24 protein-coding genes are annotated in these 23,980 nt (G+C 69.9%); 14 read left to right on the top strand and 10 right to left on the bottom strand.

Features of this window, described 5'->3' with window-relative positions; genetic code table 11:
• Position 1 precedes the first annotated feature (1 nt).
• The 10 genes from AB0M51_RS29240 (at position 2) to AB0M51_RS29195 (ending at position 12,245) form a co-directional block, all read left to right on the top strand.
• A complete protein-coding gene (locus tag AB0M51_RS29240; protein WP_344189356.1) occupies positions 2-1,186 on the top strand; it encodes a hypothetical protein in 1,185 nt (394 codons plus the stop codon).
• The gene (locus AB0M51_RS29235; protein WP_344189358.1) at positions 1,159-1,794 is read left to right on the top strand and encodes an acyltransferase; all 636 of its coding nucleotides are present in this window, start codon (positions 1,159-1,161) and stop codon (positions 1,792-1,794) included. The genes AB0M51_RS29240 and AB0M51_RS29235 overlap by 28 nt, the downstream gene beginning before the upstream one ends.
• Positions 1,791-2,882, top strand: coding sequence for a DegT/DnrJ/EryC1/StrS family aminotransferase (locus AB0M51_RS29230; protein ID WP_344189604.1), 1,092 nt, complete (start codon positions 1,791-1,793; stop codon positions 2,880-2,882). Before AB0M51_RS29235 ends, AB0M51_RS29230 begins: the two co-directional genes overlap by 4 nt.
• Before the next feature lie 2 nt (positions 2,883-2,884).
• Positions 2,885-3,883, top strand: a complete 999-nt coding sequence (locus AB0M51_RS29225; RefSeq protein ID WP_344189360.1) for a Gfo/Idh/MocA family oxidoreductase — start codon at positions 2,885-2,887, stop codon at positions 3,881-3,883.
• A gap of 3 nt (positions 3,884-3,886) precedes the next feature.
• Positions 3,887-4,939, top strand: a complete 1,053-nt coding sequence (wecB, locus tag AB0M51_RS29220) for a UDP-N-acetylglucosamine 2-epimerase (non-hydrolyzing) (RefSeq protein ID WP_344189362.1) — start codon at positions 3,887-3,889, stop codon at positions 4,937-4,939.
• Between the two features lie 4 nt (positions 4,940-4,943).
• The gene (locus AB0M51_RS29215) at positions 4,944-6,146 is read left to right on the top strand and encodes an acyltransferase (RefSeq protein ID WP_344189364.1); all 1,203 of its coding nucleotides are present in this window, start codon (positions 4,944-4,946) and stop codon (positions 6,144-6,146) included.
• A gap of 25 nt (positions 6,147-6,171) precedes the next feature.
• Entirely contained in the window at positions 6,172-7,473 is a 1,302-nt protein-coding gene (locus tag AB0M51_RS29210) for a nucleotide sugar dehydrogenase (RefSeq protein WP_344189366.1), read from the top strand.
• Positions 7,470-10,100 (top strand): glycosyltransferase, encoded by a 2,631-nt coding sequence (locus tag AB0M51_RS29205; RefSeq protein WP_344189368.1) that lies wholly within the window; start codon positions 7,470-7,472, stop codon positions 10,098-10,100. The genes AB0M51_RS29210 and AB0M51_RS29205 overlap by 4 nt, the downstream gene beginning before the upstream one ends.
• A complete protein-coding gene (locus AB0M51_RS29200) occupies positions 10,101-11,258 on the top strand; it encodes a glycosyltransferase (protein ID WP_344189370.1) in 1,158 nt (385 codons plus the stop codon). It begins immediately after the preceding gene.
• 75 nt (positions 11,259-11,333) lie between these two features.
• The gene (locus AB0M51_RS29195; RefSeq protein ID WP_344189372.1) at positions 11,334-12,245 is read left to right on the top strand and encodes a hypothetical protein; all 912 of its coding nucleotides are present in this window, start codon (positions 11,334-11,336) and stop codon (positions 12,243-12,245) included.
• Here AB0M51_RS29195 and AB0M51_RS29190 read toward each other — a convergent pair.
• The gene (locus AB0M51_RS29190) at positions 12,165-13,022 is read right to left on the bottom strand and encodes a helix-turn-helix transcriptional regulator (protein WP_344189374.1); all 858 of its coding nucleotides are present in this window, start codon (positions 13,020-13,022) and stop codon (positions 12,165-12,167) included. The genes AB0M51_RS29195 and AB0M51_RS29190 overlap by 81 nt on opposite strands.
• Before the next feature lie 92 nt (positions 13,023-13,114).
• Here AB0M51_RS29190 and AB0M51_RS29185 point away from each other — a divergent pair, with 92 nt between their 5' ends.
• Together AB0M51_RS29185 and AB0M51_RS29180 are read left to right on the top strand one after the other, a co-directional pair.
• Entirely contained in the window at positions 13,115-13,858 is a 744-nt protein-coding gene (locus AB0M51_RS29185) for an SDR family oxidoreductase (protein ID WP_344189376.1), read from the top strand.
• 34 nt (positions 13,859-13,892) lie between these two features.
• Entirely contained in the window at positions 13,893-14,942 is a 1,050-nt protein-coding gene (locus AB0M51_RS29180) for a hypothetical protein (RefSeq protein ID WP_344189378.1), read from the top strand.
• Here AB0M51_RS29180 and AB0M51_RS29175 read toward each other — a convergent pair.
• Positions 14,891-15,766 carry a hypothetical protein gene (locus tag AB0M51_RS29175; RefSeq protein WP_344189380.1) on the bottom strand — a complete coding sequence of 292 codons (876 nt, stop codon included), beginning with the start codon at positions 15,764-15,766 and terminating at the stop codon, positions 14,891-14,893. The genes AB0M51_RS29180 and AB0M51_RS29175 overlap by 52 nt on opposite strands.
• A complete protein-coding gene (locus AB0M51_RS29170; RefSeq protein ID WP_344189382.1) occupies positions 15,763-16,755 on the bottom strand; it encodes an SPFH domain-containing protein in 993 nt (330 codons plus the stop codon). The genes AB0M51_RS29175 and AB0M51_RS29170 overlap by 4 nt, the downstream gene beginning before the upstream one ends.
• A gap of 78 nt (positions 16,756-16,833) precedes the next feature.
• Between AB0M51_RS29170 and AB0M51_RS29165 the strand changes: the two genes are divergently transcribed.
• On the top strand, positions 16,834-17,505 hold the full coding sequence (locus AB0M51_RS29165) for an NUDIX domain-containing protein (RefSeq protein WP_344189384.1): 672 nt from the start codon (positions 16,834-16,836) through the stop codon (positions 17,503-17,505).
• A gap of 10 nt (positions 17,506-17,515) precedes the next feature.
• Here AB0M51_RS29165 and AB0M51_RS29160 read toward each other — a convergent pair whose 3' ends face one another.
• The gene (locus AB0M51_RS29160; RefSeq protein WP_344189386.1) at positions 17,516-18,409 is read right to left on the bottom strand and encodes a carbohydrate kinase family protein; all 894 of its coding nucleotides are present in this window, start codon (positions 18,407-18,409) and stop codon (positions 17,516-17,518) included.
• A gap of 87 nt (positions 18,410-18,496) precedes the next feature.
• On the opposite strand from AB0M51_RS29160, the gene AB0M51_RS29155 reads away from it, so the two are divergent.
• Positions 18,497-19,735 carry a hypothetical protein gene (locus AB0M51_RS29155; protein ID WP_344189388.1) on the top strand — a complete coding sequence of 413 codons (1,239 nt, stop codon included), beginning with the start codon at positions 18,497-18,499 and terminating at the stop codon, positions 19,733-19,735.
• On the opposite strand, the gene AB0M51_RS29150 is transcribed toward AB0M51_RS29155, so the two are convergent.
• The 6 genes from AB0M51_RS29150 to lipB form a co-directional block, all read right to left on the bottom strand.
• Positions 19,725-20,354, bottom strand: coding sequence for a CoA transferase subunit B (locus tag AB0M51_RS29150; protein ID WP_344189392.1), 630 nt, complete (start codon positions 20,352-20,354; stop codon positions 19,725-19,727). The genes AB0M51_RS29155 and AB0M51_RS29150 overlap by 11 nt on opposite strands.
• A 1-nt stretch (position 20,355) precedes the next feature.
• Positions 20,356-21,117, bottom strand: coding sequence for a CoA transferase subunit A (locus AB0M51_RS29145; protein WP_344189395.1), 762 nt, complete (start codon positions 21,115-21,117; stop codon positions 20,356-20,358).
• Positions 21,118-21,226: 109 nt separating this feature from the next.
• The gene (locus tag AB0M51_RS29140) at positions 21,227-22,162 is read right to left on the bottom strand and encodes a tetratricopeptide repeat protein (protein WP_344189397.1); all 936 of its coding nucleotides are present in this window, start codon (positions 22,160-22,162) and stop codon (positions 21,227-21,229) included.
• A 24-nt stretch (positions 22,163-22,186) separates the two neighbouring features.
• Positions 22,187-22,906, bottom strand: coding sequence for a carbohydrate-binding family 9-like protein (locus AB0M51_RS29135; RefSeq protein WP_344189399.1), 720 nt, complete (start codon positions 22,904-22,906; stop codon positions 22,187-22,189).
• Entirely contained in the window at positions 22,899-23,339 is a 441-nt protein-coding gene (locus AB0M51_RS29130; protein ID WP_344189401.1) for a hypothetical protein, read from the bottom strand. The genes AB0M51_RS29135 and AB0M51_RS29130 overlap by 8 nt, the downstream gene beginning before the upstream one ends.
• 9 nt (positions 23,340-23,348) lie before the next feature.
• Positions 23,349-23,978: a lipoyl(octanoyl) transferase LipB gene (gene lipB, locus AB0M51_RS29125; RefSeq protein ID WP_344189403.1), complete on the bottom strand. Its 630-nt coding sequence runs from the start codon at positions 23,976-23,978 to the stop codon at positions 23,349-23,351.
• Positions 23,979-23,980 lie beyond the last annotated feature (2 nt).

Here is a 23,980-nt window from a genome sequence, read left to right as displayed (position 1 = left end):
AGTGACGGTGACGCGTGCGATCCGCGAGCACCTGCCGGCGCCACTGGCCCGGACCGCGGGAGCGGTCCGGCGGCGCCTGCGGGGCGTGCGGTACTCGTTCGCGCAGCTGCCGGCCTTCCCGCCGGTACCGACGACGCCGGTGCGGATGCTGGTCGGACCGACCAACTCCGCCGGGCAGGGGCACGCCTGGGCACAGGCCGCGAACACCCTGCCGGACGTCGCCGCCGTCACGTTCGCCTTTCACCGCAAGGGCCGCTTCCAGTTCGCCGACGACTACGGCGTACCGCTGGCGTGGTTCGGCCAGCCGCGCTGGCAGCGCGCCCAGCAGCAGTACGTCGCGCAGTACACGCACGTGATGGTCGAGTCGCTGCGCCCGCTGTTCGGCGCCCGCGGGTACGCCGACGCGCAGCCCGACATCGAGGAGCTGCTCGGCAAGGGCGTGAACGTCGCGCTGCTCTTCCACGGCTCGGACATCCGCCTGCCCAGCCGGCACGCGAAGCGTGAGCGCTGGTCGCCGTTCGCCCCGGGCGACGACCTGACCGAGCGGCTCGAGCCGCAGGCCCGCCGGCACGCCGAGCTGGTGGAATCGTTGGGCCTCCCCGTCTTCGTGTCCACGGTCGACCTGCTGGACGACGTACCGAACGCCCAGTGGCTGCCGGTCGCGATCGACCCGGCGCCGTGGCAGCGCGCCGCACGGCCCTTGTTCAGTACGGCGAAACCGGTCGTCGCGCACGTCCCGTCGAACGCGAAACTCAAAGGCACACAGGAGATCGACGAGATCCTCGGCGATCTCCAGGACCGCGGCCTGGTCGAGTACCGGCGGATCACCGGCGTCCAGCACCAGGACATGCCGGCGGTGATCGGCGACGCGGACATCGTCGTCGACCAGCTGCACATAGGCCTGTACGGCGTGGCGGCCGCGGAAGCCCTGGCCGCCGGGCGGATCGTGGTTTCGTACGTCGGTGACGAGGTGCGCCGGCGGGTGCGTACTCTGACTGGGCGAGAGATACCGATCGTCGAGGCGGATCCCGGCACCCTGGGTGATGTCCTCGGCGGCCTGATCGCCGACCGTGACACCGCTGCCGAGCGGGCCGCCGCCGGCCCCGGTTTCGTGACCGAGCTGCACGACGGACGCCGCTCGGCCGAAGTACTGAGAAGTTGGCTCATCACGAAGGAGACCCTGTGACGTCCCGCATCGCGCCCTCCGCCGACGTCGACGACAGCGCCCGGATCGGCGACGGTTCGTCGGTCTGGCACCTGGCCCAGATCCGCGAGAACGCGGTCCTCGGCAAGAACTGCATCGTCGGCCGCGGCGCCTACGTCGGGACCGGGGTCCGGATGGGCGACAACTGCAAGATCCAGAACTACGCGCTGGTGTACGAGCCCGCGTCCCTCGAGGACGGCGTGTTCATCGGCCCGGCGGTGGTGCTCACCAACGACTACTTCCCGCGCGCGGTGAACCCGGACGGGTCGCCGAAGAGCGGGCACGACTGGGAACCGGTCGGGGTGACGATGAAGGAAGGCTGCTCGCTCGGTGCGCGCAGCGTGTGCGTGGCCCCGGTCACCATCGGCCGCTGGGCCACCGTCGCCGCGGGTGCGGTCGTGACCAAGGACGTGCCAGACTTCGCGCTGGTCGCCGGGGTCCCGGCGCGCCGGCTCAAGTGGGTCGGCAAGGCCGGGGTTCCGCTGCTCGACGTCGGGGACGGCGAGTGGAAGTGCCCGAACACGGGCGAGATGTACATCGAAACCGACGGACGGCTGCGGCCGGCCGACGAAACTCAGGAGGAGAACTGATGGTGCAGCCGATTCCGGCCGCGAAGCCGATCATCGGGAAGGAGGAGCGCGAAGCCGTCGACCGGGTCATGCAGTCCGGGATGCTGGCGCAGGGCCCCGAGGTTGCGGCGTTCGAGCAGGAGTTCGGCGCAGCGCTGGTCTCCGGCCGGGCGTGCGTCGCGACCAACTCCGGGACCTCCGGTCTGCACCTCGGCCTGCTGGCCGCCGGTGTCGGCCCGGGTGACGAGGTCATCGTCCCGTCCTTCACCTTCGCCGCGACCGCGAACAGCGTCGCGCTGACCGGGGCGAACCCGGTGTTCGTCGACATCGAGCCGACGTACTTCTGCCTGGACCCGGCCGCGGTCGAGGCCGCGATCACCGAGAAGACCAAGGCCGTCATGCCGGTGCACCTGTTCGGTCACCCGGCGAACATGACCGCGCTCCAGGCGGTCGCCGACAAGCACGGCATCCAGATCTACGAGGACGCCGCGCAGGCGCACGGTGCGACCTGGAACGGCGCCCCGGTGGGCACCTTCGGCGAGTTCGCGATGTTCAGCCTGTACCCGACCAAGAACATGACCTCCGGTGAAGGCGGCATGAACTCGGTCGCGAACGCCGACCTCGAGCGCCGGATGCGGCTGTTCCGCAACCAGGGCATGCTCAAGCAGTACGAGAACGAGGTCGTCGGCCTGAACAACCGGATGACCGACCTGCACGCCGCCATCGGCCGGGTGCAGCTGACCAAGGTCGGCGGCTGGACGAAGCAGCGGCAGGAGAACGCGGCCTTCCTGGACGCGAACCTGCAGGGCGTCGGCGTCCCGGCGGTGGCCGCCGAGGCGACCCACGTGTACCACCAGTACACGATCCGCGTGACCGACGACCGGGACGGCTTCGCGAACGCGCTGCGCACGGAGTACGGCGTCGGCTGCGGCGTGTACTACCCGATCCCGAACCACCGGCTCCCGTCGTTCCAGCGCGAGCTGGACCTGCCGGAGACCGAGAAGGCCGCGGCCGAGGTGCTCTCGCTGCCGGTCCACCCCTCGCTGTCCGAGGACGACCTGAACCGGATCGTGGCCGCGGTGAACACCGTGGCGAAGGCGGGTGCGTGAGCATGGCGAACCTGCGTGCGGGCCTGATCGGCCTGGGCATGATGGGGCGGCACCACGCCCGCGTCCTGGCGTCCCTCGAGGGCGTCGACCTGGTCGCGGTCGCCGACCCGGGCGGTGACAAGTTCGGTGTCGCCGGCGGTCGTCCGGTGCACGAGAACATCGAGCAGCTGATCGCCGAGAAGCTCGACTACTGCATGGTCGCCGTACCGACGCAGTACCACGCCGAGATCGCGAAGGCGCTGGCCGAGGCCGGCGTGCACGCGATGATCGAGAAGCCGCTGGCCGGGTCGTCGGCCGAGGCGACCGAGATCGCGAAGGCGTTCGAGGCGGCCGGCCTGGTCGGCGCGGTCGGTCACATCGAGCGGTACAACCCGGCGCTGCAGGCGCTGCGGGTGCGGCTGGAGGCCGGCGAGCTGGGCGACATCTACCAGATCACCACCCGCCGCCAGGGCCCGTTCCCGGCCCGGATCGCCGACGTCGGCGTGGTGCTGGACCTGGCCACCCACGACATCGACCTGACCGCGTGGGTGACGCAGTCGCCGTTCGTCACGGTGGCCGCGCAGAGCGCCCACAAGTCCGGCCGGCAGTACGAGGACCTGATCGCGGTGACCGGCAAGCTGGCCAACGGCACCGTGACCAGCCACCTGGTCAACTGGCTGTCCCCGATGAAGGAGCGGCTCACCGTCGTCACCGGTGAGAAGGGCGCGTTCATCGCCGACACCCTGACCGCCGACCTGACCTTCCACGCCAACGGCACCGTGCAGACCGCCTGGGACGACGTCGCGCACTTCCGCGGTGTCAGCGAGGGCGACATGGTCCGGTACGCGATCAGCAAGCCCGAGCCGCTGAAGACCGAGCACGAGCAGTTCCGCGACGCGGTGCTCGGCAAGGAGGCGGACATCGTCACGCTGCAGCAGGGTCTGACCACCGTCAAGGTGGCCGAGGCCGTCCTGCAGTCGGCCTCCGAGGACCGGACCGTCGCCATCGCCGGGGAGAGCTAGTCGATGAAGGTCCTCAGCGTTGTCGGTGCGCGCCCGCAGTTCGTGAAGCTGGCGCCGGTGGCGGAGGCGTTCGCCGCGACCGAGCACCAGCACGTGATCGTGCACACCGGGCAGCACTACGACAAGAACATGTCCGACGTGTTCTTCGCCGACCTGCGGATCCCGGACCCGGACGTCCACCTGGGCGTCGGGTCCGGTAGCCACGGTGTCCAGACCGGCGCGATGCTGGCCGCGATGGACGCCGTCCTGGACGAGCACAAGCCGGACTGGGTGCTGGTCTACGGCGACACCAACTCGACGCTCGCCGGCACGCTGTCCGCGGTCAAGATGCACCTGCCGGTCGCGCACCTGGAGGCCGGGCTGCGCTCGTTCAACCGGCTGATGCCGGAGGAGCACAACCGGGTGCTGACCGACCACGCGGCGGACCTTCTGCTGGCCCCCACCCAGGTGGCGATGGACCACCTGGCCAACGAGGGCCTGAAGGACAAGTCGCGGCTGGTCGGCGACGTCATGACCGACGTGTGCTTCCGGGTGCGGGACGCCGTCGAGGGCAAGCCGCTGGACGGTCCGTTCAAGCAGGGCGAGTACGTCGTCTCGACGATCCACCGGGCCGAGAACACCGACGACCCGGAGCGGCTGGCCGCGATCGTCGACGGTCTCGCCGCGGCCGGTACGCCGGTCCTGCTGCTGGCCCACCCGCGACTGGTCGCGAAGTGCGCGGAGCACGGCATCAAGCTGGAGCGTCCGGACGGGTCGCTGCACGTCCGGGAGCCGCTGGCGTACCCGGAGATGGTCCAGGCCGTGCTCGGCTCGGCCGGTGTGGTGACCGACTCCGGCGGTCTCCAGAAGGAGGCCTTCCTGCTCGGCCGGGTGTGCACCACACTGCGCACCGAGACCGAATGGGTAGAGACGGTCGCGGACGGATGGAACGTATTGACATCCGACGTGAGTAAGCTGCCCGAGTTGGCTGCACGGCCGGCTCCCACGGGGGGACGCCCAATGCCGTACGGCGACGGTCACGCTGCAGAGCGTGTCGTCGCCACTCTCGCGGAGTAACCATATGACGAAGGCCGCCGAAGAGAACCAGACACAGCCGACCCAGGACGCCCCTGGGTCGGTTGCTGTCCCGACCCCGTCTCCCGGCGCGCCTGTCAGTCCGTCCGCAGCGGACGTGGGCCCGCCGCGTTCCAACGGACGCCTGCCACGAGTCGAGTCGCTCACCGGTCTTCGCTGGTGGGCGGCCTTCTTCGTGTTCTGCCATCACATGACCCAGCTGGCGCCGCTGCCGATCTTCGACTTCCTGAAGTACGGCACCTCCGGCGTGACGTTCTTCTTCGTGCTGTCCGGGTTCGTGCTGACCTGGTCGGCGCAGCCGGGGACGAAGATCCGGACGTTCTACCGGCGCCGGTTCGCCCGCATCTTCCCGCTGTACATCCTGACGCTGGTGGCGGCGTTCTTCGTCTTCTACCGGGTCGACCCGCCGGCCGGGATGGCCTGGATCAAGCCGATCTCGGTCACCGTGCTGGTGCTGTCGGCGCTGCTGCTGCACGGCTGGTCGAACAACCCGAACATCCTGTACGGCGGTAACCCGGCAGGCTGGACGCTGTCGGTCGAGGCGTTCTTCTACGCGTACTTCCCGTTCGTCTGGCGGGCCACGCGAAAGCTGAAGACGGCCGGCGGCCTGATCCTCTGCGTCGTCGTGGTCGTGCTCAGCGGCGCTTATCGGCTGGCGCTGTTCCACTACAAGACCCAGATACCGATCCTGCCGCAGCCGGTGCTGCACTCGGTGGCGTTCTTGTTCGGTATCGGTCTGGCGATCGCGCTCCGGTCCGGGTGGAAGCCACGGATCCCGGTGTGGTTCGCGTTCCTGGTCACCGGCGGTGGCCTGTACGTGCTCTGGTACTCCGGCTCGCACCCGACGCAGTTTCCGGGCGCTGTCACCATGGGGTTGTGCCAGAAGGAGATCCTCACGCTGCTGTACGGCTTCCTGATCCTGGCGGTCGCGGCCCGCGACATCCGCGGCGGCCGGTCAGTGCTGCGCAGCAAGCCGCTGGTCGCCCTCGGCCAGTGGTCGTACGCGTTCTACCTGGTCCACGCGACCATCCTGTACGCGATCAAGGAGTACCACGGCATCGCCGGACCGATCGGCTGGTCGAACCTGACCTGGTACGCCGGCGTACTCGCCCTTTCGATCTTCGCCTCGGCGCTGCTCTACAAGTTCGTCGAGCACCCGATGGAGCGCCTGCTCCGAGGCCCCCGATGAAGAATCACTACCTAGTGGAGTTGCTGTGCGTGTCAGTGTTGTTGCCTTAGGCAAGATCGGACTGCCGTTGGCGGTCCAGTTCGCGGCCAAGGGCCATCAGGTCGTCGGCGTCGACATCAACGAGAAGTTCGTCGAGCTGGTGAACGCCGGTCAGGAGCCGTTCCCGGGTGAGGCCCACCTGCAGGAGCTGCTCGCCGAGACCGTGGCCGACGGCCGCCTGCGGGCGACCACGGACTACGCGGACGCCATCCCGAACAGCGACGCGGTGGTCGTCGTCGTACCGCTGTTCGTGGACGAGAAGACCGGGCAGCCCGAGTTCGGCTGGATGGAGAACGCGACCCGTTCGCTGGCCGAGCACCTCACCCCGGGGACCCTGGTCAGCTACGAGACCACCCTGCCGGTCGGCACCACCCGGAACCGCTGGAAGCCGATGATCGAGGAGATCTCCGGTCTCACCGAGGGCACCGACTTCCACCTGGTGTTCTCGCCGGAGCGGGTGCTCACCGGTCGCGTGTTCGCGGACCTGCGGAAGTACCCGAAGCTGGTCGGCGGCCTGTCCGAGGAGGGCGCGAAGCGCGCCACCGCGTTCTACGAGGCCGTGCTGGACTTCGACGAGCGCCCGGACCTGCAGCGCGCGAACGGCGTCTGGGACCTGGGCTCGGCCGAGGCGGCGGAGCTCGCGAAGCTGGCCGAGACGACGTACCGCGACGTGAACATCGGCCTGGCGAACCAGTTCGCCCGGTTCGCCGGACAGAACGGCATCGACGTGCACGCGGTCATCGAGGCGTCGAACTCGCAGCCGTACAGCCACATCCACCGGCCGGGGATCGCGGTCGGCGGGCACTGCATCCCGGTGTACCCGCGGCTGTACCTGTACACCGACCCCGAGGCCACCGTCGTCCGGGCCGCCCGCGAGGCGAACGCCGGGATGCCGGACTACACGATCGGCCTGCTCGAGGGCGCGTTCGGCGAGCTGAAGAACGCCAAGGTCGTCGTGCTCGGCGCGTCGTACCGTGGTGGTGTGAAGGAGACTGCCTTCTCCGGCGTGTTCCCGGCCGTGGAGGCGCTCAAGGCGCGCGGCGCGGAGGTCTTCGTGCACGACCCGATGTACACCGACGAGGAGCTCCAGGGGCTCGGCTTCACGCCGTACGCGCTGGGCTCGCCGGTGGACGCGGCGGTGCTGCAGGCGGATCACGCGGAGTACGCGCAGCTGAGCCCGGCGGACCTGCCGGGCGTGAAGGTGCTCGTCGACGGTCGTGACCGCACCGACCCGGCCAAGTGGGCCGGTGTGCGGCGGATTGTGATCGGAAGGTCGGTCAGCCAGTGACAGATGCCGGCCTGCGGGTCGTGATGATGGTCGCCAACGACGTCACCAACGACAGCCGGGTCCGCAAGGAGGCCGCAGCACTGGCCGAGACCGGAGCAGAGGTGACTGTGCTCGGGGTCTCGGCCAATGGCCTCCCGTCGAGAGAGATGCTCGACGGTGCGCTGATCGTCCGGGTGGCGGTGCCCTACGCACTGCGTGAGGAACGGAAACGAAGCCGTACGGCGCACCGCAACTGGCGGCCGCCGTTGGTGGGCTATCGGTACCGCGCGACCTATGTGGCGCGTAGCCAGCGGATCGCGGCCGAGCTCAAGGAGCTCAAGGCCGACTCCGGGCACGCGATCGCACGGGCCAAAGCGGGCCAGGGAAACCCGATCAAGTACAAGCTCGGCGTGGCTACCCGTCTGCTCCGCCGGGCGCGCTGGAAGGCGGCCGAGCGGGCCGCCTGGGTGCGGAAGGGCGTCGGTAACAAGGCGGACGCCCCGTTCAAGTTCAGTTGGCGGGCGTACGACGGTGTCCTGCACCGGCTGCCCTGGCCGGCACCGTGGCGCAAGCTGCACCCCGAGGCGCTGGACCTGGAGATCGCGTTCGGCGACCTGATCGACCGGATCGAGCCGGACGTGGTGCACGCCCACGACATGCACGTCATCGGTGTCGCGGCCCGCGCCGCCGGCCGGGCGAGCCTGCGCGGCCGGAACCTGAAGGTCGTGTACGACGCGCACGAGTACGTCGCCGGGTTGTCGCAGTACGGCGCCCGGACCCGGCGCTCGATCGCGGCCTGGGCGAACCACGAGCGGGAGTACATCGGCGACGCCGACCGGGTGATCACGGTCTCCCCGGCGATCGCCACCCGGCTCAAGGCCGAGCACAAGCTGCCGCACCTGCCGACCGTGGTGATGAACACACCGAACCCCGCTGACGTGTCGGTCGAGGTGTCCGACATCCGCAGCGTGATCGGGCTCGGGTCCGACGTACCGCTGCTGGTGTACAGCGGCGGCGTCACCCGGGCGCGCGGCATCCACACCGCCGTCCAGGCGCTCGTGGACCTGCCGGACGTGCACCTGGCCGTCGTCTGCGTGCCCGCGGTCGCGAACGACGCGGTCCGGGCGCTGCAGAAGGAGGCCGCCGAGCTCGGCGTCGAGGACCGGCTGCACTGCGTGGACCCGGTGAAGCCGGACGAGGTGGTGGCGTTCCTGCGCACCGCCGACGTCGGGCTGATCCCGATCCTGCGGTACCCGAGCCACGAGATGGCGTTGCCGAACAAGCTGTTCGAGTACGCCTTCGCCGGGCTGCCCGTGGTGGTCAGCGACATGCCGAGCATGAAGGACTTCGTCGGGCGTACGCGGATCGGAGAGGCCTTCGTCGCGGAGGACGCGCACGACCTGGCGTCGAAGGTCCGGACCGTGCTCACCGACCTGGACGACTACCGCGAGCGGGTCGCCGATCCGGCGTACCAGCAGGAGGTGTCCTGGGCCGGGCAGGCTGCCAAGCTGCGGGAGCTGTACGGCGAGCTGACCGGGCAGCAGCTGGAGGTCCGGCGGCCGGGCGGCAAGATCGAGAAGACCGGGACGCACCTGCTGCTCGGTCCGGTCAACAGCGCCGGCCAGGCCTGGCTCTGGGCGACCGCGCTCGAGCGTGCGCATCCGGAGGTCAAGGCCGAGTCGCTCACCACGGGCAGCGGCGCGTTCGACTTCCGCGTGCACCGGACCGGTACGTACAAGCAGTACCGGTCGGACCTGCGCTGGCAGCTGGAGCTGACGGCGTACGCGTTGCGCGAGGTCACGCACGTCCTGTTCGAGGCCGGCAGGCCGATGTTCGGGCAGCTGCCCGGCGACATGTGGACGGCCGACGTACCGGTGCTCGACCAGGCCGGGATCAAGCACGGCCTGGTGTTCCACGGGTCGGAGATCCGGGACCCGGCGCAGCACCGGGCCCAGTACCGGTTCTCGCCCTTCCGGGACCCGGAGGACGAGCTCACCCAGCGGCTGCAGTCGGCGAACAACAACGTCCGCCGGCACCTCCGCCGGTACAACGGCGCCGGTCCGGTCTTCGTCACCACGCCGGACCTGCTGGAGTTCGTGGACAACGGCATCTGGTTGCCGCTGACCGTCGACATCGACACGTTCGCCTCGACCCAGCCGGTGCTGGAGCGCGAGGTCCCGGTGGTGCTGCACGCACCGTCGGCGAGCGCGTTGAAGGGCTCGGCGTACGTCGACCCGGTGCTGAAGGACCTGGACGCGCGGGGACTGATCAAGTACCAGCGTGTGCAGGACGTTCCGCACAAGGAACTGGCCGAGATGGTGAAGAGCGCCGACATCGTGGTCGACCAGATGCTGCTCGGCTCGTACGGCGTGTTCGCGTGCGAGGCGATGGCGGCCGGCCGGGTCACCGTCGGGCACATCGCGGACCCGGTCCGGGACCTGCTGCCGACCGACCTGCCGATCGCCGAGGCGACACCGGACGACCTGGCGGAGGTGATCGAGCGGCTCGTCGCGGAGCGCGACACCGCCCGGAAGATCGCCGACGCGGGGCCGTCGTTCGTCCGCGACCTGCACGACGGACGGAAGTCGGTCGAGGTGCTGCTGCCGTTCGTCCGGAACGAGTGGGTTCGCGAGGACGAGAGCGAGTAAGTGCGGATTCTGATGATCGCGCAGTCCCCGATCGCCGGGGACTCGCGGATCCTGCGGGAGGCGACGGCGCTCGCCGCGGCCGGTCACACCTTGCATGTGATCGGCCGGGACGTTCCTGAAGGCTTCGAGGTGGGGCCCGGGATCACGGTGGAGTCCGTCTCCCGCTCCTCCGGTCTGCGGACCGGGAGCGGCGGGCTGACGGTCGGCCACGGGCATTCCGGGCCGAAGGTGCTGGCCAAGCGGTTCGGCCGGTGGCTGTTGCTACCGGAGCACCGGTCCCGCACCGAGAAGCAGTGGCGGATCGCCGCGGCCCCTCGGGTCGCCGCGGCCGGTCCGGTCGACGTCGTGCACGCGCACGACTTCAACACGCTGGAGCTCGCCGCGGAGTACGCCGCTCGCTGGTCCGCGGCGTTGGTGTACGACAGCCACGAGCTGTGGTTCGACCGGGCGCTGCCGGGGCGGCCGACCCCGTTGTGGCGGGCGCGCGGGCGGAAGTACGAGCTGTCGCTGGCGGCTCGCGCGCGGGTCGTCTTCACGGTGTCGGACGGGATCGCCGCGCGGCTGCGGTCACGTGGGCTGCCGGATGTGCGCGTCGTACGGAACACGTTCCCGCGCGCTGACGACGTACCGCCGGCTCCGTCGCGGCCGGAGGGCCTGCTGTACGCCGGACGCGTCGGCGCCGGGCGGGACCTGTCGACCGTCGTCGCGGCTGCTCGTGAGCTGGCGCCGTTCCGGACGGTCCTGATGGGGTCGGTGGATCCCAACTACCGCTTGGACCTGGGGCCGGTCGAGACGGTGCCGGAGCGGTCCATCGACGAGGTCGACGACACGCTGCGGACGTACGGCATCTCGTTGGTGACGCTGACGAACACCTGCGAGAACCATCGCCTTGCCCTCCCCAACAAGCTCTTCCACGCCGTTCGCGCCGGGGTTCCCGTCGTGGCCGCCGACCTGCCGGAGCTTCGCGCGGTGGTCACCGAACACACTCTCGGCACCCTGTACGAACCCGGCAACGCCCACTCCCTGACGGCTGCCGTCCGGACTCTCATCGACGACTACCCCACCTATACCGAGGGTGTCCGCACCGCCGCCAAAACCCTCAACTGGGAACAAGACGCCACCACTCTGGTCAACGCGTACGCAGAGCTGGCAAGCTGACACCACGCGCAACTTTTGCTCTCCGCCCGGTATCAAGTGTTCTGAGAGGTCCTACGACTCGGCGGACGGAGAATCATGATCCGAACGGTAATCGGTGTCGGCGCGCTCGCGCTCTCGTTGGGTACGGCGGTCCCACCCGCGGTCGCCGCTCCGGAGGCGCAGGCGGCTGCGACCGCGGCGTGCGCGCTCGGGCTCGGGTCGCTGGACGTGAACATCAGCGGCGTGAACAGCCGGGTGCTGACGTCGGCGGGCGCGGGCGCGGTGGTCAGTACGCCGAACGTGTACAACACGCCGTACAACGTCGGGCAGCCGACGTCGTTCACCGCCGTACCGGCCGGGAACGGGCGGACGACGCGCAGCGGGAAGGTGGTGTGGGGCAGCGGCTACCTGATGCAGAGCACCTACACCGTCGGGCGCGACGGGAAGGTCGTCGGGACGCCGGTGTTCCAGCGGATCGGTAACGGGTGGGGTGGGCGGTTCCTGATCCAGTCGCAGTACAAGGCGTCTGCCGGGAGCAAGCCGACGCGGACGATGCTGTACCAGCAGGATCAGTACGGGCTGTTCGGGCGGTGGACGGACGTCGGGAAGGGGCTGCGGAACACCGGGTACGTGAGCGGGATGAGCTCGATGAAGTCGTTCACGCTGATCGCCGCGACGCCGACGTACGACATGTTCCTGGCCAACAACCGGGCCGGTGGTCTCTACACGGTCAAGATCCCGGTCACCGTCCCGTTGAAGCCGATCATCACCCCCGTCCGGACCTCCAGCTGGCAGGTCTTCGAACAGCTGGTCTCCGCGCCTTGCGGCCAGTACGGGTCACTCCTGCTCGGCATCGACAAGGACACCGACACGGGCTACCTGTACGCCGTCGGCCACGCAGCAGGCGGCAAAACCGTCATCAAGTCCCTAGGCAAAGTCCCCACCACCTTCCGCGACTGGCAGTACTTCCGCTTCACCCCGGCCTACGACCCCCTGAACGGCGGCTGATCCAAGCCAAGCTTTCGTGGTGGGGTCGGCGGGGGTGTAGGTGATGACGTGTTGGTCGGGGTCGGCCGGGAGTTGTAGGGACTCCAGGGTGAAGGTGAGTTGGCCGGACGGGTGGTTGAGGGTCTTGGCGCAGTGGGAGCGGTCCTGGACATCCTGTGAGGTCCAGAAGCGGTCGAAGTCCGGGCTGGCAGCACGGAGTTCCGTCACCAGCGCAGCCAGTTCGGTGTCGTCGGCGTACTCGGCGGACGCCCTCCGCAGCAACGCGACAGCGTCCTGCGCGACCGCCTCCCAGTCGGCGTAGTACTCACGCGACACCGGATCGAGGAAGTACAACCGCGCCAGGTTCCGCCGCCCCGGATCCGTGAAGTCCGCGACCACCTCCAACGCCGCCGCATTCCACGCCAGCACATTGCTCAGCCGGTCGACCACGATCGCCGGCAGCTCCCGCATCGCGTCGATCATCGCCTGCAGCTGCGGACGTACGGCGCTCTTCCCCGGTGCGGCCGGCGGCGCCGCGCACGCCAACTGCCGGAGGTGGTCACGCTCGGTCCGGTTCATCCGCAGCGCATCCGCGACTGCCGTGAGCACAGCAGTAGAAGGATTCCCGGCCCGCCCCTGCTCCAGCCGCACGTAGTAGTCGACGCTGACGTTCGCCAGCAGCGCGACCTCCTCCCGGCGCAGCCCGTGGACCCGGCGGTCCCGCCCGGGGCGCAACCCGACATCCTCAGGCCGCACCCGCGAGCGCCGGCTCTGCAGGAACTCTCCCAAAGCACTCACCGGACCAGTATCCCCGGCCCCTGGGTAGGACTGGCAGACCTACGGTCACAGCGGATCTTCTGCGTCCGTCACGCCCGCAGCAAGGTGAACCCATGACCAATCGCATCGCACTCGTCACCGGCGCCGCCAGCGGAATCGGTGCCGCCATCGCCCTCCGCCTGGCCGCCGACGGCGCCTCCGTCGCGCTCCTCGCCCGGCGCCGCGACCGCCTCGAGAAGGTCGCCGCGGAGATCGTCGAGTCCGGCGGTACGGCGCTCGTCGTACCGGCCGACGTCACCTCGCCGGAATCCGTCGCCGCGGCCGCTGCCAACGTACAGCAGCACTTCGGTGACCTCGACCTGCTGGTGAACAACGCCGGCCTGATGCACGTCGTGCCGTTCGCGGACGGCCCGCTCGACGACTGGCGGCGTACCGTCGACGTGAACCTGACCGGCGTCGTCAACGTCACGCATGCGTTCCTTCCCGCGCTCAGGCGCTCGGCCGCGACCCGTACGACGGATCTGATCAACGTGTCGTCCCTCGCGGGCGACCGGATCAACCCGGGCATGGCGACGTACGGCGCGACCAAGGCTGCCGTCAGCCACCTGACCCGCGCGCTGCGCGCCGAACTGGCTCCCGAAGGCATCCGCGTCACCGACCTGGAGCCGGGCATGATCGACGGCACCGAGCTCGCCGACGCCTTCCCGGCCGAACTCCGGACGATGGTGGACGAACTCCGCACCAACCTGCCGGCTGTCCCGGTCGCGGAGGTCGCCGAGCTGATCGCGTACGTCGTGAGCCGCCCTCGCAACGTCAACCTCCCGCGCCTGATCATCCAGCCGTCGAAAGAGGTCTAGCGCGCGTTCACCCAGGGTTCGTACCCTCGCGCGCATGATCACGACGCGACGGACGATTTTGAAGGCTGGGGCTCTGGGGATCGGGCTGGCGGCGACGCCGGGATTGTCGTCGGCGGCTCGGCCGCGGCCGACGCGGGTGCTGTTGGCAACCAACGAGCCGTGGGGGACCTATCACGCTCAGCCTCTGCTGGCCGAGGCTCAGCGGCGTGGCTGGGAGCTGGTTCAGGTCGTGCCGGATCTCTCCCAGATCAAGCCGGGTGATCCGGTGCGGGTCGCGACGTTGAACGACGTACCGCAGGCTGATCTACTCGTGGTGAACGGCGCCGAGCCCTGGCCCGCGGATGTCGCGGTGGCGTTGAAGCGGCTCCCGATGGCGGCCAGTTCGCTCGCGTACCTGAAGCCGGTGGAAGCACCGCGCGCGAAGGAGTTCCGGTCGCGGCTCGAGCTGGTGACGGCGGCGTCGCCCGCGGAGTCGGACGTGTTCGCGAAGTACCTCGGCTGGAAGCGGCACGTCCGGATGGTCGGATCGGCACAAACCGACAACCTGCCGGCCTACGCCCCGCAGAAGGACCGGGTGCTCGTGCTCACCAGCGTCACGCACCCCGACCAGACCGGCAACGCCGCGCCCGGCACCCAGCTCCTGCTCGACGCCGCCGCGAAGCTGCAGGCCGCGGGCAAGCACATCGTGGTCGGCCTGCACCCGCGCGAGGACCGGACGCTCTGGGACCAGTACGAGATCAGCGCGCTCGGCTCGGTCCCGGAGTCGGCCACCGCGGAGTGCGCGGTCGGGATCCCCGGCACCGTGTTCCCGATCGTCGCCGCGGTCGGCGTACCGCTGGTCGGTTGTGTGGATCCGAAGCTGCAGGTGCCGGACTACATCCTGAGCGTCTGCTCGTCGACGATCGACGCTCCCGAGCAGGCGGTCGCCGCGATCGCGGACGCGAAGCCGGCCGGCCGGGGCGCGGTGTTCGACGCGGTCGGTCCGATCGGCGGCTCGGCGCGACGGCTGTACTCCGCTTGGCACGCGACGATTCAGAGCACCAGGTGCAACTTCACCGCGGCGACGCCGACCTCGATCCGCTGACCCCAGCCGACGCTCAAGGTGTCGGACTCGATGCCGTCACCGAACACCACCAGGTCCGACTCGGCGGTGATCGTCAACGAGTCCGGTGCCTTGAGCAACCCTTCGGTGTTGTCGGTACCGGTCGCCGGTGACGGCCAGGCCTCGCGGACGAACCAGCACAGCACCGGGTCGGTCGGCGCCGGCAGAGCGAGCGGGCTGCGCCGTTCCTGCCACGCCGAGCGGCACCAGCCGGTCGACCCGGTGCCGGTGCCGACCAGGATCCCGGACGACGACTGCCGCTCGGGCCGCCCGTCCGGGGAGGCCAGCCGGTAACGCGCGGATTGGTGCGTACGGTGCCCGACGTACACCTCGTTCAGGGCCAGCAGCTGCTGACCATCATCGGTGCTCGCGGCAACCATCGTTTGTTCGGCAACGCTCGTGCAGGACAGCAGGTCCGCGATCGCCGCAGGCTCGTGCGGGACGAGTACGCCAGGATTCCGCGACGGCTCAGGGTTGATGCCGATCACCGGCTGCCCGTCCAGGTACTTCGCCACGTTCGCGACCAGCCCGTCCTGGCCGACCGCGATCACCACGTCCTCCGGCCCGAACCCGAACCTGTCGAGATCGTTGCGCTCGGCAACCGCGCGGCGCCAGTCCAGCGGGATGGCGGCCGACACCGTCGCCAGCGCCTCCTGCTGCGCCTGGTGCCGCGCGTCCAGCTCGGCCAGGTCCCGCCCGCGCCCGGCGAGGAAGAACCCGGCCTGCTGGCGCGTCCCGTGCCGAGCGATCAGCTCGGTGAGCTCGGTGGCCCGATGGACGACCACAGCCCGTGGCGGGAGGCTCATCGCTGCTCGGTCAGCTTGGTCAGCAGCGGCGTGATCAGGTCCGGCGTCAGGTTCAGCGTGCCGATCTCCGGCAGCGCGCCCTGCTTGATCGCCATCGCGAGGATCGTGCCCTGGTCGAGTTCGGCGTACGCGTCCAGCAACGCCTTCTCGGCGGCCGCCTCCGCCGCACCGATCACGCGCTTGGCGTCGGCTTCGGCCTCGGCCAGTGCACGCTGCCGGCCGGCCGCGGCGTGGGTCTCGATCTGGCCGGCGGCCGCGGCCTCGGTGGCGCGGGTCCGTTCGTTCTGCCCGCGCTGGTTGACGAGCTGCTCCTCGCGGCGGGCGAGCTCGATCTGGTTCTGCAGTTCGTTCTCCGCGATCGACCGTTCGCGTTCGACGGCGAGCGCGCGCCGTTCGTACGTCGCCTTGTCCGCCGCCTGCTGCACCATCTCGCGGGTGGGGGTCTGCAGTGCCTTCTCGACGTCTCGCTCCGCACGGACAGCGACCACGCGGACGTCCTCGACGCCGATGCCGAGCCCGGTGAGCCGCGCGTCCTCGCGCAGCCCGGTGCCGACCGCCGTACGCAGCGCGGTCATGCCCTCGGACAGCGCCTCGGTCAGCGTCATCCGGGCCAGCAGGTCGAGCGCGGTCTGCTGGGCCAGCTCGGTCAGCAGACCGCCGAGCTGTTCGAGCGGGGTCGACCGCCACTGCCCGGTGTTCGGGTCGATGCCGAAGTCCAGCCGGCTCGCGGCCAGCGCCGGGTCGGTCACCCGGTACGTGACGGTGGCCTGCACAGCGACGTCCTGGAAGTCCTGTGTCCGCCCGTGGAACAGCAGCGGCTGCTCGCGGTCGTCGATCGGGATCTCGCTGAGCGACGAGTTCAGCGCCCGGAACCAGAACGCCTGGCCGGCGCCGTCGTGCGCAAGCTTGCCGTTCCGCAGGTGCCGCACGTGGGTGGTCGGGTTGGCCCGCAGGTGGTTGATGAGGCGGAACCGGGTGATGTCTGCCATCTCTTGCTCTCCTTGTCGTCAGTATGACGATAAGGGTCGAGGTGACTTCTCGTCAAGGTGACGATTAGAGTGGTCGGTATGGATTTCGTGCCGCTCGGGCTGGCTACCGACCTGGTCATCCTGACCGTCCGCGACGGCCGGCTGCAGGTGTTGCTGATCCGCCGCGGCATCCCGCCGTACGTCGGGCAGTGGGCGCTGCCAGGCGGGTTCGTGCGGCCGGACGAGGACCTGGAGACGACCGCCCGCCGCGAGCTGGCGGAGGAGACCGGCCTGTCGGCGGAGCGCATCCACCTCGAACAGATCGCGACGTACGGCGCTCCCGACCGCGACCCGCGTGGCCGGGTGGTGAGCGTCGCGTACCTGGCGCTCGTCCCGGATCTGCCCGTCCCGGTGGCCGGATCGGACGCGGCATCCGCCGGCTGGATCGACGTACGGGACGCGGGCGAGCTGGCGTTCGACCACGGGAGGATCCTCACCGACGGTGTGGAACGGGCCCGCGCGAAGCTGGAGTACTCACCGCTCGCGACCGCGTTCTGCCCGCCGGAGTTCACGATCTCGGAGCTCCGGGGGGTCTACGAGGCCGTCTGGGGTACGCCGCTCGACCCGCGCAACTTCCACCGCAAGGTGACCAAGACCCCCGACTTCGTCGCACCGGCAGGCGCCACCACAACCCGCGACGGCGGACGCCCCGCCCAACTCTTCCATCGCGGCACTGCCACGACTCTCCATCCGCCGATGACGCGAACGTGAGCTCGACGGATCAGGACAGTTGGCGGGTCAGGAGGGCCAGGGATTCGGCGGTGATCAGGTTCGTGTGGGTGCCGGGGGAGGTGCAGGACCAGGCGGCGGCGATCGTGGCGGCTCGGGCGGCTTCGGGCCAGGGGGCGCCGTCGAGGTAGCGGGCCAGGAAGGCGGCCACGTACGCGTCGCCGGCGCCGTTGGTGTCGACGATCGGGCGGTCGGGGAGGTCGATCGCGGGGAAGTGCCGGACCTTCTCCCCGCGGACGTGCAGGTAGCTGCCGTCGGCGCCGGCCATCGCGACCACGACGTCCGCGCGACCGTTGGCGAGGATCCACTCGACGCCGTCGTCGGGGAGCGCGGCCTTCGACACGAACACGATGTCGGACGCGGTCGCGAAGTCCTTGTGGTGGTCGTTGCGGCCGTCCCAGTCGTGCAGGTCGGTGGAGATCGAGCGGTCCGCGGCGATCGCGTCCCCGAGCGCGTCGCGGGCGAAGTCCATGATCGAGACGTGCACGTGCTCGGCGCGGCGGATCAGCGGGCGCCAGAGGTTCGGGTCGACGCGCAGGCCGGCCGGGTGCCGGGCGTCGTACATCGACAGCCGGCGGCCGTCCGGGGCGACCAGGTTGACCGACCGGCGGGTGCCGCTCGGGTGCAGGACGACGCGCAACGGGATGCCGAGCTCCTCGTACGCACGCCGGATCCGCGCGCCCTCCGGGTCGTCGCCGATCACGTCCACCAGCCCGGCGTTCAGCCCGAGCAGGTGGCAGCCGAGCGCGACACCGTGCCCGGTGTGCGCCAGGTATGTCTCGATCGGCTCCACCGGAACCGTGTCCACATCCGCCAACGGCAGGCTCGGCACCCGCACGATCGTGTCGATGCCTACTCCGCCGATGACCAGCACATCCAACTCCACGGGTCCCGTAATACCCGACTTTCGGCAAGGATCACAGGTTTCTTTCGCCAGCTGAACGGACAGTCCACATCCGTACACACTCAGTCCATGCTCAACCGCCGATCGCTCCTGACCTCAGTCCTCCTGACACCGCTCGGCGCCTTCGGCGCCTCACTCGAGAGGGGAGGAGAAGCCACGCCCGCCCCAGGTGGTTCGGCGGCGGGAGTGCCGGTTCGGCTGCCTCGGCCTACTGGGGTGTTTCCTGTTGGGACCACGGAGCTCCATCTCGTGGATCGGGGGCGGGAGGATCCGTTCGTGGGTGGGCGGGACCGGGAGCTGATGGTCAGCGTCTGGTATCCGGCGGCGCGGCGGACGGCGCCTGCGGCGTACCTGCCGCCGCTGACCGCCGAGGTGTACGCCGAGGGCGCGGCGATCGCGCTCCAGCAGCCTGTGGGGACTGTGGACTGGGTGGGAGCGCGGAGCCACGCGGGTCTGCTGGCCCCGGTGCTGCCCGGGAAGCGGCCGGTGGTGTTGTTCTCGCCGGGGTTCGGCGTACCCCGTGGCCTCGCGTCGATCAGCGTCGCCGAACTCGCCAGCCGTGGGTACGTCGTCGTCACCGTGGACCACACGTACGAGGCCGCCGCCGTCGAGTTCCCCGGCGGGCGCGTCGCACTCCAGACCCTCCCGCCCGCGCCGTACGCCCTCCGCGCCCGCAGCACCCGCTACGACGACCTGCGGTTCGTCCTCGACTGTCTCGAGCAGCTCGCCCGCGGCGACAACCCCGACGCCGACCGGCGCCACCTCCCGCCCGGCCTCGGCACGGTCCTCGACCTGCACCGGATCGGCGCGTACGGCCACTCGGCCGGCGGGCTCAGCTCGATCGACCTGCTCGTCGGCGACCCGCGGATCCGCGCCGCGATCGACCTCGACGGCGAACTCGGCTACGGGTACGACGACCCGGCCGACTGCCCGACCGTCGCGAAGGGCACCGGCCGCCCGTTCCTCCTGATGGGCTCCGGCGCCATCGGCCCGGGCCCGCACGACCACCGCACGGACCCGTCCTGGGGCCTGTTCTGGAACAACTCGAACGGCTGGAAGCGCGACCTGAACCTCCCCGACGGCCGGCACTACAGCTTCGTCGACCACCAGGCCCTGATCCCGTGGTTCCAGCGGTTCTTCCCGGTCCCGCCGGACCTTGTCGAGAACACCGTCGGTACGGCGGACGCGGGCAAGGTACTCCGCGCCCTCCGCAGCTACGTCCCGGCGTTCTTCGACCAGCACCTCCGGCACCGCCCGACGCCGGCGATCTGGCGCCGGGCGCTGCCGGAGACGGCGTTCATTGCTTGATCGGCGCCCCGGTCTTCTCCTGGAGCTCGTCGAACGTGACGCCTTCGGCGAGCTCCACCAGTCGCAGGCCGTCGTCGGTCACGTCGAGCACCGCGAGATCGGTGATGATCCGGTTGACCACCCCGCGGCCCGTGTACGGCAGGTCGCACTCCGCGAGGATCTTGTGCGAGCCGTCCTTGGCGACGTGCTCCATCAGCACGATCACCTTCTTGGCGCCGTGCACCAGGTCCATCGCGCCACCCATCCCCTTGACCATCTTGCCGGGGATCATCCAGTTCGACAGGTCGCCGGTCGCCGACACCTGCATCGCACCCAGGATCGCGGCGTCGATCGCGCCGCCGCGGATCATCCCGAAGGACAGCGCCGAGTCGAAGAACGATGCCCCGGGCAACGTCGTGACGGTCTCCTTGCCGGCGTTGATCAGATCCGGGTCCTCCTCGCCCTCGACCGGGTACGGCCCGACGCCGAGGATCCCGTTCTCGGACTGCAGGACGACCGTGACGCCCTCCGGGATGTAGTTCGGCACCATGGTCGGCAGCCCGATGCCGAGGTTCACGTACTGCCCGTCCTCGAGCTCGGCCGCGGCCCGGGCCGCCATCTGCTCACGCGTCAACGGCATCTCAGGCATCCTTCCGGGGTTGGACCGTACGCTTCTCGATCGGCTTCTCGATGTCCTTGCCGACAGCAACGACACGCTGCACGTAGACGCCCGGCAGGTGGATCGAGTCCGGGTCCAGCTCACCAGGCTGGACCAGCTCCTCGACCTGCGCGATCGTCACCCGGCCTGCCATCGCGGCCAGCGGGTTGAAGTTCCGCGCGCTGCGGTCGAAGACCAGGTTCCCGTGGGTGTCGCCCTTGAGCGCGTGCACCAGCCCGAAGTCGGTGGTGATCGACTCTTCCAGGACGTACGTCGTCCCGTTGATCTCCCGGGTCTCCTTCGGCTCCGACGCCTTCGCGACCGACCCGTCGGAGTTGTACTTCTGCGGCAGGCCGCCCTCGGCGACCTGGGTGCCGACGCCGGCCAGCGTGTAGAAGGCCGCGATCCCGCAGCCGCCCGCGCGCAGCTTCTCGGCCAGCGTGCCCTGCGGCGTCAGCTCGACCTCGAGCTCGCCGTGCAGGAACTGCCGGGCGAACTCCTTGTTCTCCCCGACGTACGACGAGGTCATCTTGGCGATCCGCTTGTCGCCGAGCAGGATGCCGAGGCCCCAGCCGTCGACGCCGCAGTTGTTCGACACGACGGAGAGTCCGGACACCCCCTTGTCGTGCAGCGCCCTGATCAGCTCCATCGGGTTGCCGGACAACCCGAATCCGCCGACCGCGAGGCTCGCCCCGTCCTCGATGTCCGCCACCGCTTCCTGCGGCGACCCGTACGTCTTGTCCATCAGCTGCTCCGTTGCAGTCGGTCCGATTCGCTCCCGACTCTAACCAGCACGGCAGCCCGCCGCGATGTGGCTGACCACACAGTCGTGCCCGGGGATATCCCGGCCGCTCCTACGCCGACGCTTCGGACGCGTTCAGGGCGGCCAGTTCGTGCAGCGCCTCGAAGTGCGCGTCGGGCAGCTCAGGGATCGTCAGTACGGCGGACAGGTGCGCCCGTGCCGCCGGGAGGTTCCCTGAACCGCGCAGAGCCCGCCCTAGCCCGATCCGGGCAGCTGCCACGGTCTCGGGGAGGTCCGCGTGCTCACCGATGGACAAGGCCCGGCTGTAGTCCTCGTGAGCGTCCTCGAGCTTGCCCAGCCGCCGGTAGAGGTCAGCACGCTCGCACAGCAGCAGTGCGGTCTCCTCAGTGAGGCACAGGTGCTCTGCCTGCTCCAGGGCCTCGGTAGTGACGTCCAGGGGCTCGTCAACGACCTGTCGGAGCGCAGTGAGCGCCAGGAACATGCCCCAGCGGTCCTCCAGCATCCGGAACCGGCCCAGCGCCGTACGTAGCGCCTGTGCAGCCTCACCGGGAGGCCCTGGCGTCGTGAGACCCGGGTACCCGCGGCACAGCTCCACAGCGGCCCGTGTCCACGCGTCGCCGCTCTCGTTCCGCTCCAGCACCTCGTCGACCACCTCGGCCGGCTCGAACGGCCCGAAGACGAGTGACCACAGCAGCACGGTCACGGAGTACTGGAACGGCCCAGTGGCCGTGAGGACGATCTGCTGGGCGAGCTCGACCTGCTCCTGCTCCGCGGAGGCGGCGCCGTGGATCACGGCCAGCAGGTACTCCTCGTCCAGGCCGACCGGGACCGTCCGGCCGAGCATGCTGAGCACGCGCTCGGCCGCCGCCGCAGCCTCGTCCTGGAGCCCGTGCGACCACCAGTACGCCGAATAGCGCGCGACCAGCCGGAGGGCGGTCCGCAGGTCGCTCTCGCACGCGCGTTCGATCGCGCTGACGACCTGGTCCGCCTCCAGCCCGTGTGGTTCGCCGGAGCCCCCCAAGTTCACGTGCTTCATTGTCTCCCGGTCGTGTTAACGCCGTGTCACGGGCCCCTGGAAACGGAGCACACCCCACGTCGACGGCTGGTGCATGTCCTCGATTCCCTGCGGTGACCAGACCCAGAACTCGATCTCCTCACCCTTCACGTAGGCGCCGTCCACGACCTCGTGCGGCCACTGGCAGCGCATCAGGTTCATCCGCCACTCGTCCCCGGGGTCCGGGGGTGTGGCGCGCCCTTCGTTGTACGCCGCCAGGTCCGCCCACGGTACGGCGAGCTCCACGGTCCAGCCCTTGTCCGTGTCCGACGGGTCGTTGAGCGTGCCGTCGACGTGGATCGCGGTCCGCAGGCCGGGCAGGTTCGTCGGGTCGATCGGGACGCCGCCGTCGACGTACGGCTTGGGCAGCGTGAGCTCCCAGATCGTGCCGAGCGGGTTGATCTCGAACTCGTAGTAGTTCTGGCCGTCGCCGTCCGGGTCGAGGAACAGCTCGAAGTTGTTCTCGAAGTACAGCCGGCTGTTGTGCTCGGTCATCGTCGACCAGACGTGCGGCTCCTCGAGCTCGCCGCCGACGTACAGGTACTGGTCGTCGTACATCAGCTTCGACCGGGTCCGGAACCGCGGCGCCGGGCCGTCGGCGATCGGCACGAAGTCGGTGGTCCAGGCAGCGGACTCCCACGCCGGGTCGGTCAGGGTGCCGTCCAGGTTCGGCGCGGTGGCCGTCCGGCGGCACTCGTAGACGGGCAGGTCAGGCATCGGCACGCTCCAGCAGTCGGGCGACGAGATTGGCGAGCAGGAAGGTGATCGCGGTCAGCACCGGCACGACGGCGATGATCCACGGCGAGTCCAGGTGACCGGTGAGGAACGCGACGACCAGCGCGACCATGAAGGCCACGCCGAGGAACGGGATCAGCCGCGGGTGCGGCATCGCCAGCCGGCTCAGCGCGAGCCCGCCGAGCACCATCGTGACGACCACGATCAGCACCAGCAGCGGCAGTCCCAGCGCACCGCAGTTCGTGGTGTCGCGGAACCGCTCGCAGCCGCGTTCGCTCAGCCAGATCCCGGCGATGGTCGCGAACCCGCAGAGCAGCCCGACCACGGCCAGAATCAGTGCCGGCGGCAACGGCGGGGCGTCGTACCGTCCCGAACGCTGCTCTTCGGCCTCGTCGCCGTCCTCCTCCTGGCTCATTGCCGCAGGTTATCGGGCTCCCAGAGAGTTAGCGATGGCATCGCGCACGTCGGTTTCACTCGGTACGGCGATACCCTGCTCGGCCGCGAGCTCCGCGAGCGAGACCATCGTCACGTCGTGCAGCCCGCAGCTCGTGAACGTGTGAAACACGGTCATGTCCGGGGCGACGTTCACCGAGAACCCGTGGCTGGTCACCCCGCGCCGGATCCGCATGCCGATCGAGCACAGCTTCCGCCCGTCCGCGGTCCACACCCCGACCAGGCTGCTCGCGCCCTTCGGCGTGTCCCGGCGTACCAGCGGGAACCCGAGCGAGCCGAGCGCCTCGATCAGGCCGTTCTCGACCCAGCGGACGACGTCCACCGGGCCGCGCCGGTGCAGGTCGATGACCAGGTACCCGACCAGCTGGCCGGGGCCGTGGTACGTCGCGAAGCCGCCGCGGTCGACCTCCACCGTCGGAATGCCGGCCGCCTCCGCGGGCAGGTCGTCGAGGACCGTCCGCGGGCCGTACGTGATCACCGGCGGATGACTCAGCAGGAACAGCCGGTCCTCGGCCTTCCCCGCGACCCGCTCCTCGACCCAGCCGCGCATGTCCTTCGCCGCGACGTCGTACTCCACCTCACCGAGATCAACCCGCTGCATAC

Origin of the sequence: Kribbella sp. NPDC051137 (assembly GCF_040682535.1) — a bacterium.
Taxonomy (GTDB): Bacteria; Actinomycetota; Actinomycetes; order Propionibacteriales; family Kribbellaceae; genus Kribbella; species Kribbella karoonensis.
Note: the sequence above shows the minus strand (reverse complement) of the source record. Positions and strands in the feature narration are given on the sequence as shown.

Bases quoted from the DNA above. Each gene is read 5' to 3' on its own strand.
- AB0M51_RS29195 (WP_344189372.1), top strand. From the start codon at position 11,334: ATGATCCGAACGGTAATCGGTGTCGGCGCGCTCGCGCTCTCGTTGGGT.
- AB0M51_RS29165 (WP_344189384.1), top strand. From the start codon at position 16,834: ATGGATTTCGTGCCGCTCGGGCTGGCTACCGACCTGGTCATCCTGACC.
- wecB (WP_344189362.1), top strand. From the start codon at position 3,887: ATGAAGGTCCTCAGCGTTGTCGGTGCGCGCCCGCAGTTCGTGAAGCTG.
- AB0M51_RS29215 (WP_344189364.1), top strand. From the start codon at position 4,944: ATGACGAAGGCCGCCGAAGAGAACCAGACACAGCCGACCCAGGACGCC.
- AB0M51_RS29135 (WP_344189399.1), bottom strand. From the start codon at position 22,906: ATGCCTGACCTGCCCGTCTACGAGTGCCGCCGGACGGCCACCGCGCCG.
- AB0M51_RS29225 (WP_344189360.1), top strand. From the start codon at position 2,885: ATGGCGAACCTGCGTGCGGGCCTGATCGGCCTGGGCATGATGGGGCGG.
- AB0M51_RS29150 (WP_344189392.1), bottom strand. From the start codon at position 20,354: ATGCCGTTGACGCGTGAGCAGATGGCGGCCCGGGCCGCGGCCGAGCTC.
- lipB (WP_344189403.1), bottom strand. From the start codon at position 23,978: ATGCAGCGGGTTGATCTCGGTGAGGTGGAGTACGACGTCGCGGCGAAG.
- AB0M51_RS29180 (WP_344189378.1), top strand. From the start codon at position 13,893: ATGATCACGACGCGACGGACGATTTTGAAGGCTGGGGCTCTGGGGATC.
- AB0M51_RS29145 (WP_344189395.1), bottom strand. From the start codon at position 21,117: ATGGACAAGACGTACGGGTCGCCGCAGGAAGCGGTGGCGGACATCGAG.
- AB0M51_RS29155 (WP_344189388.1), top strand. From the start codon at position 18,497: ATGCTCAACCGCCGATCGCTCCTGACCTCAGTCCTCCTGACACCGCTC.
- AB0M51_RS29175 (WP_344189380.1), bottom strand. From the start codon at position 15,766: ATGAGCCTCCCGCCACGGGCTGTGGTCGTCCATCGGGCCACCGAGCTC.
- AB0M51_RS29130 (WP_344189401.1), bottom strand. From the start codon at position 23,339: ATGAGCCAGGAGGAGGACGGCGACGAGGCCGAAGAGCAGCGTTCGGGA.
- AB0M51_RS29185 (WP_344189376.1), top strand. From the start codon at position 13,115: ATGACCAATCGCATCGCACTCGTCACCGGCGCCGCCAGCGGAATCGGT.
- AB0M51_RS29170 (WP_344189382.1), bottom strand. From the start codon at position 16,755: ATGGCAGACATCACCCGGTTCCGCCTCATCAACCACCTGCGGGCCAAC.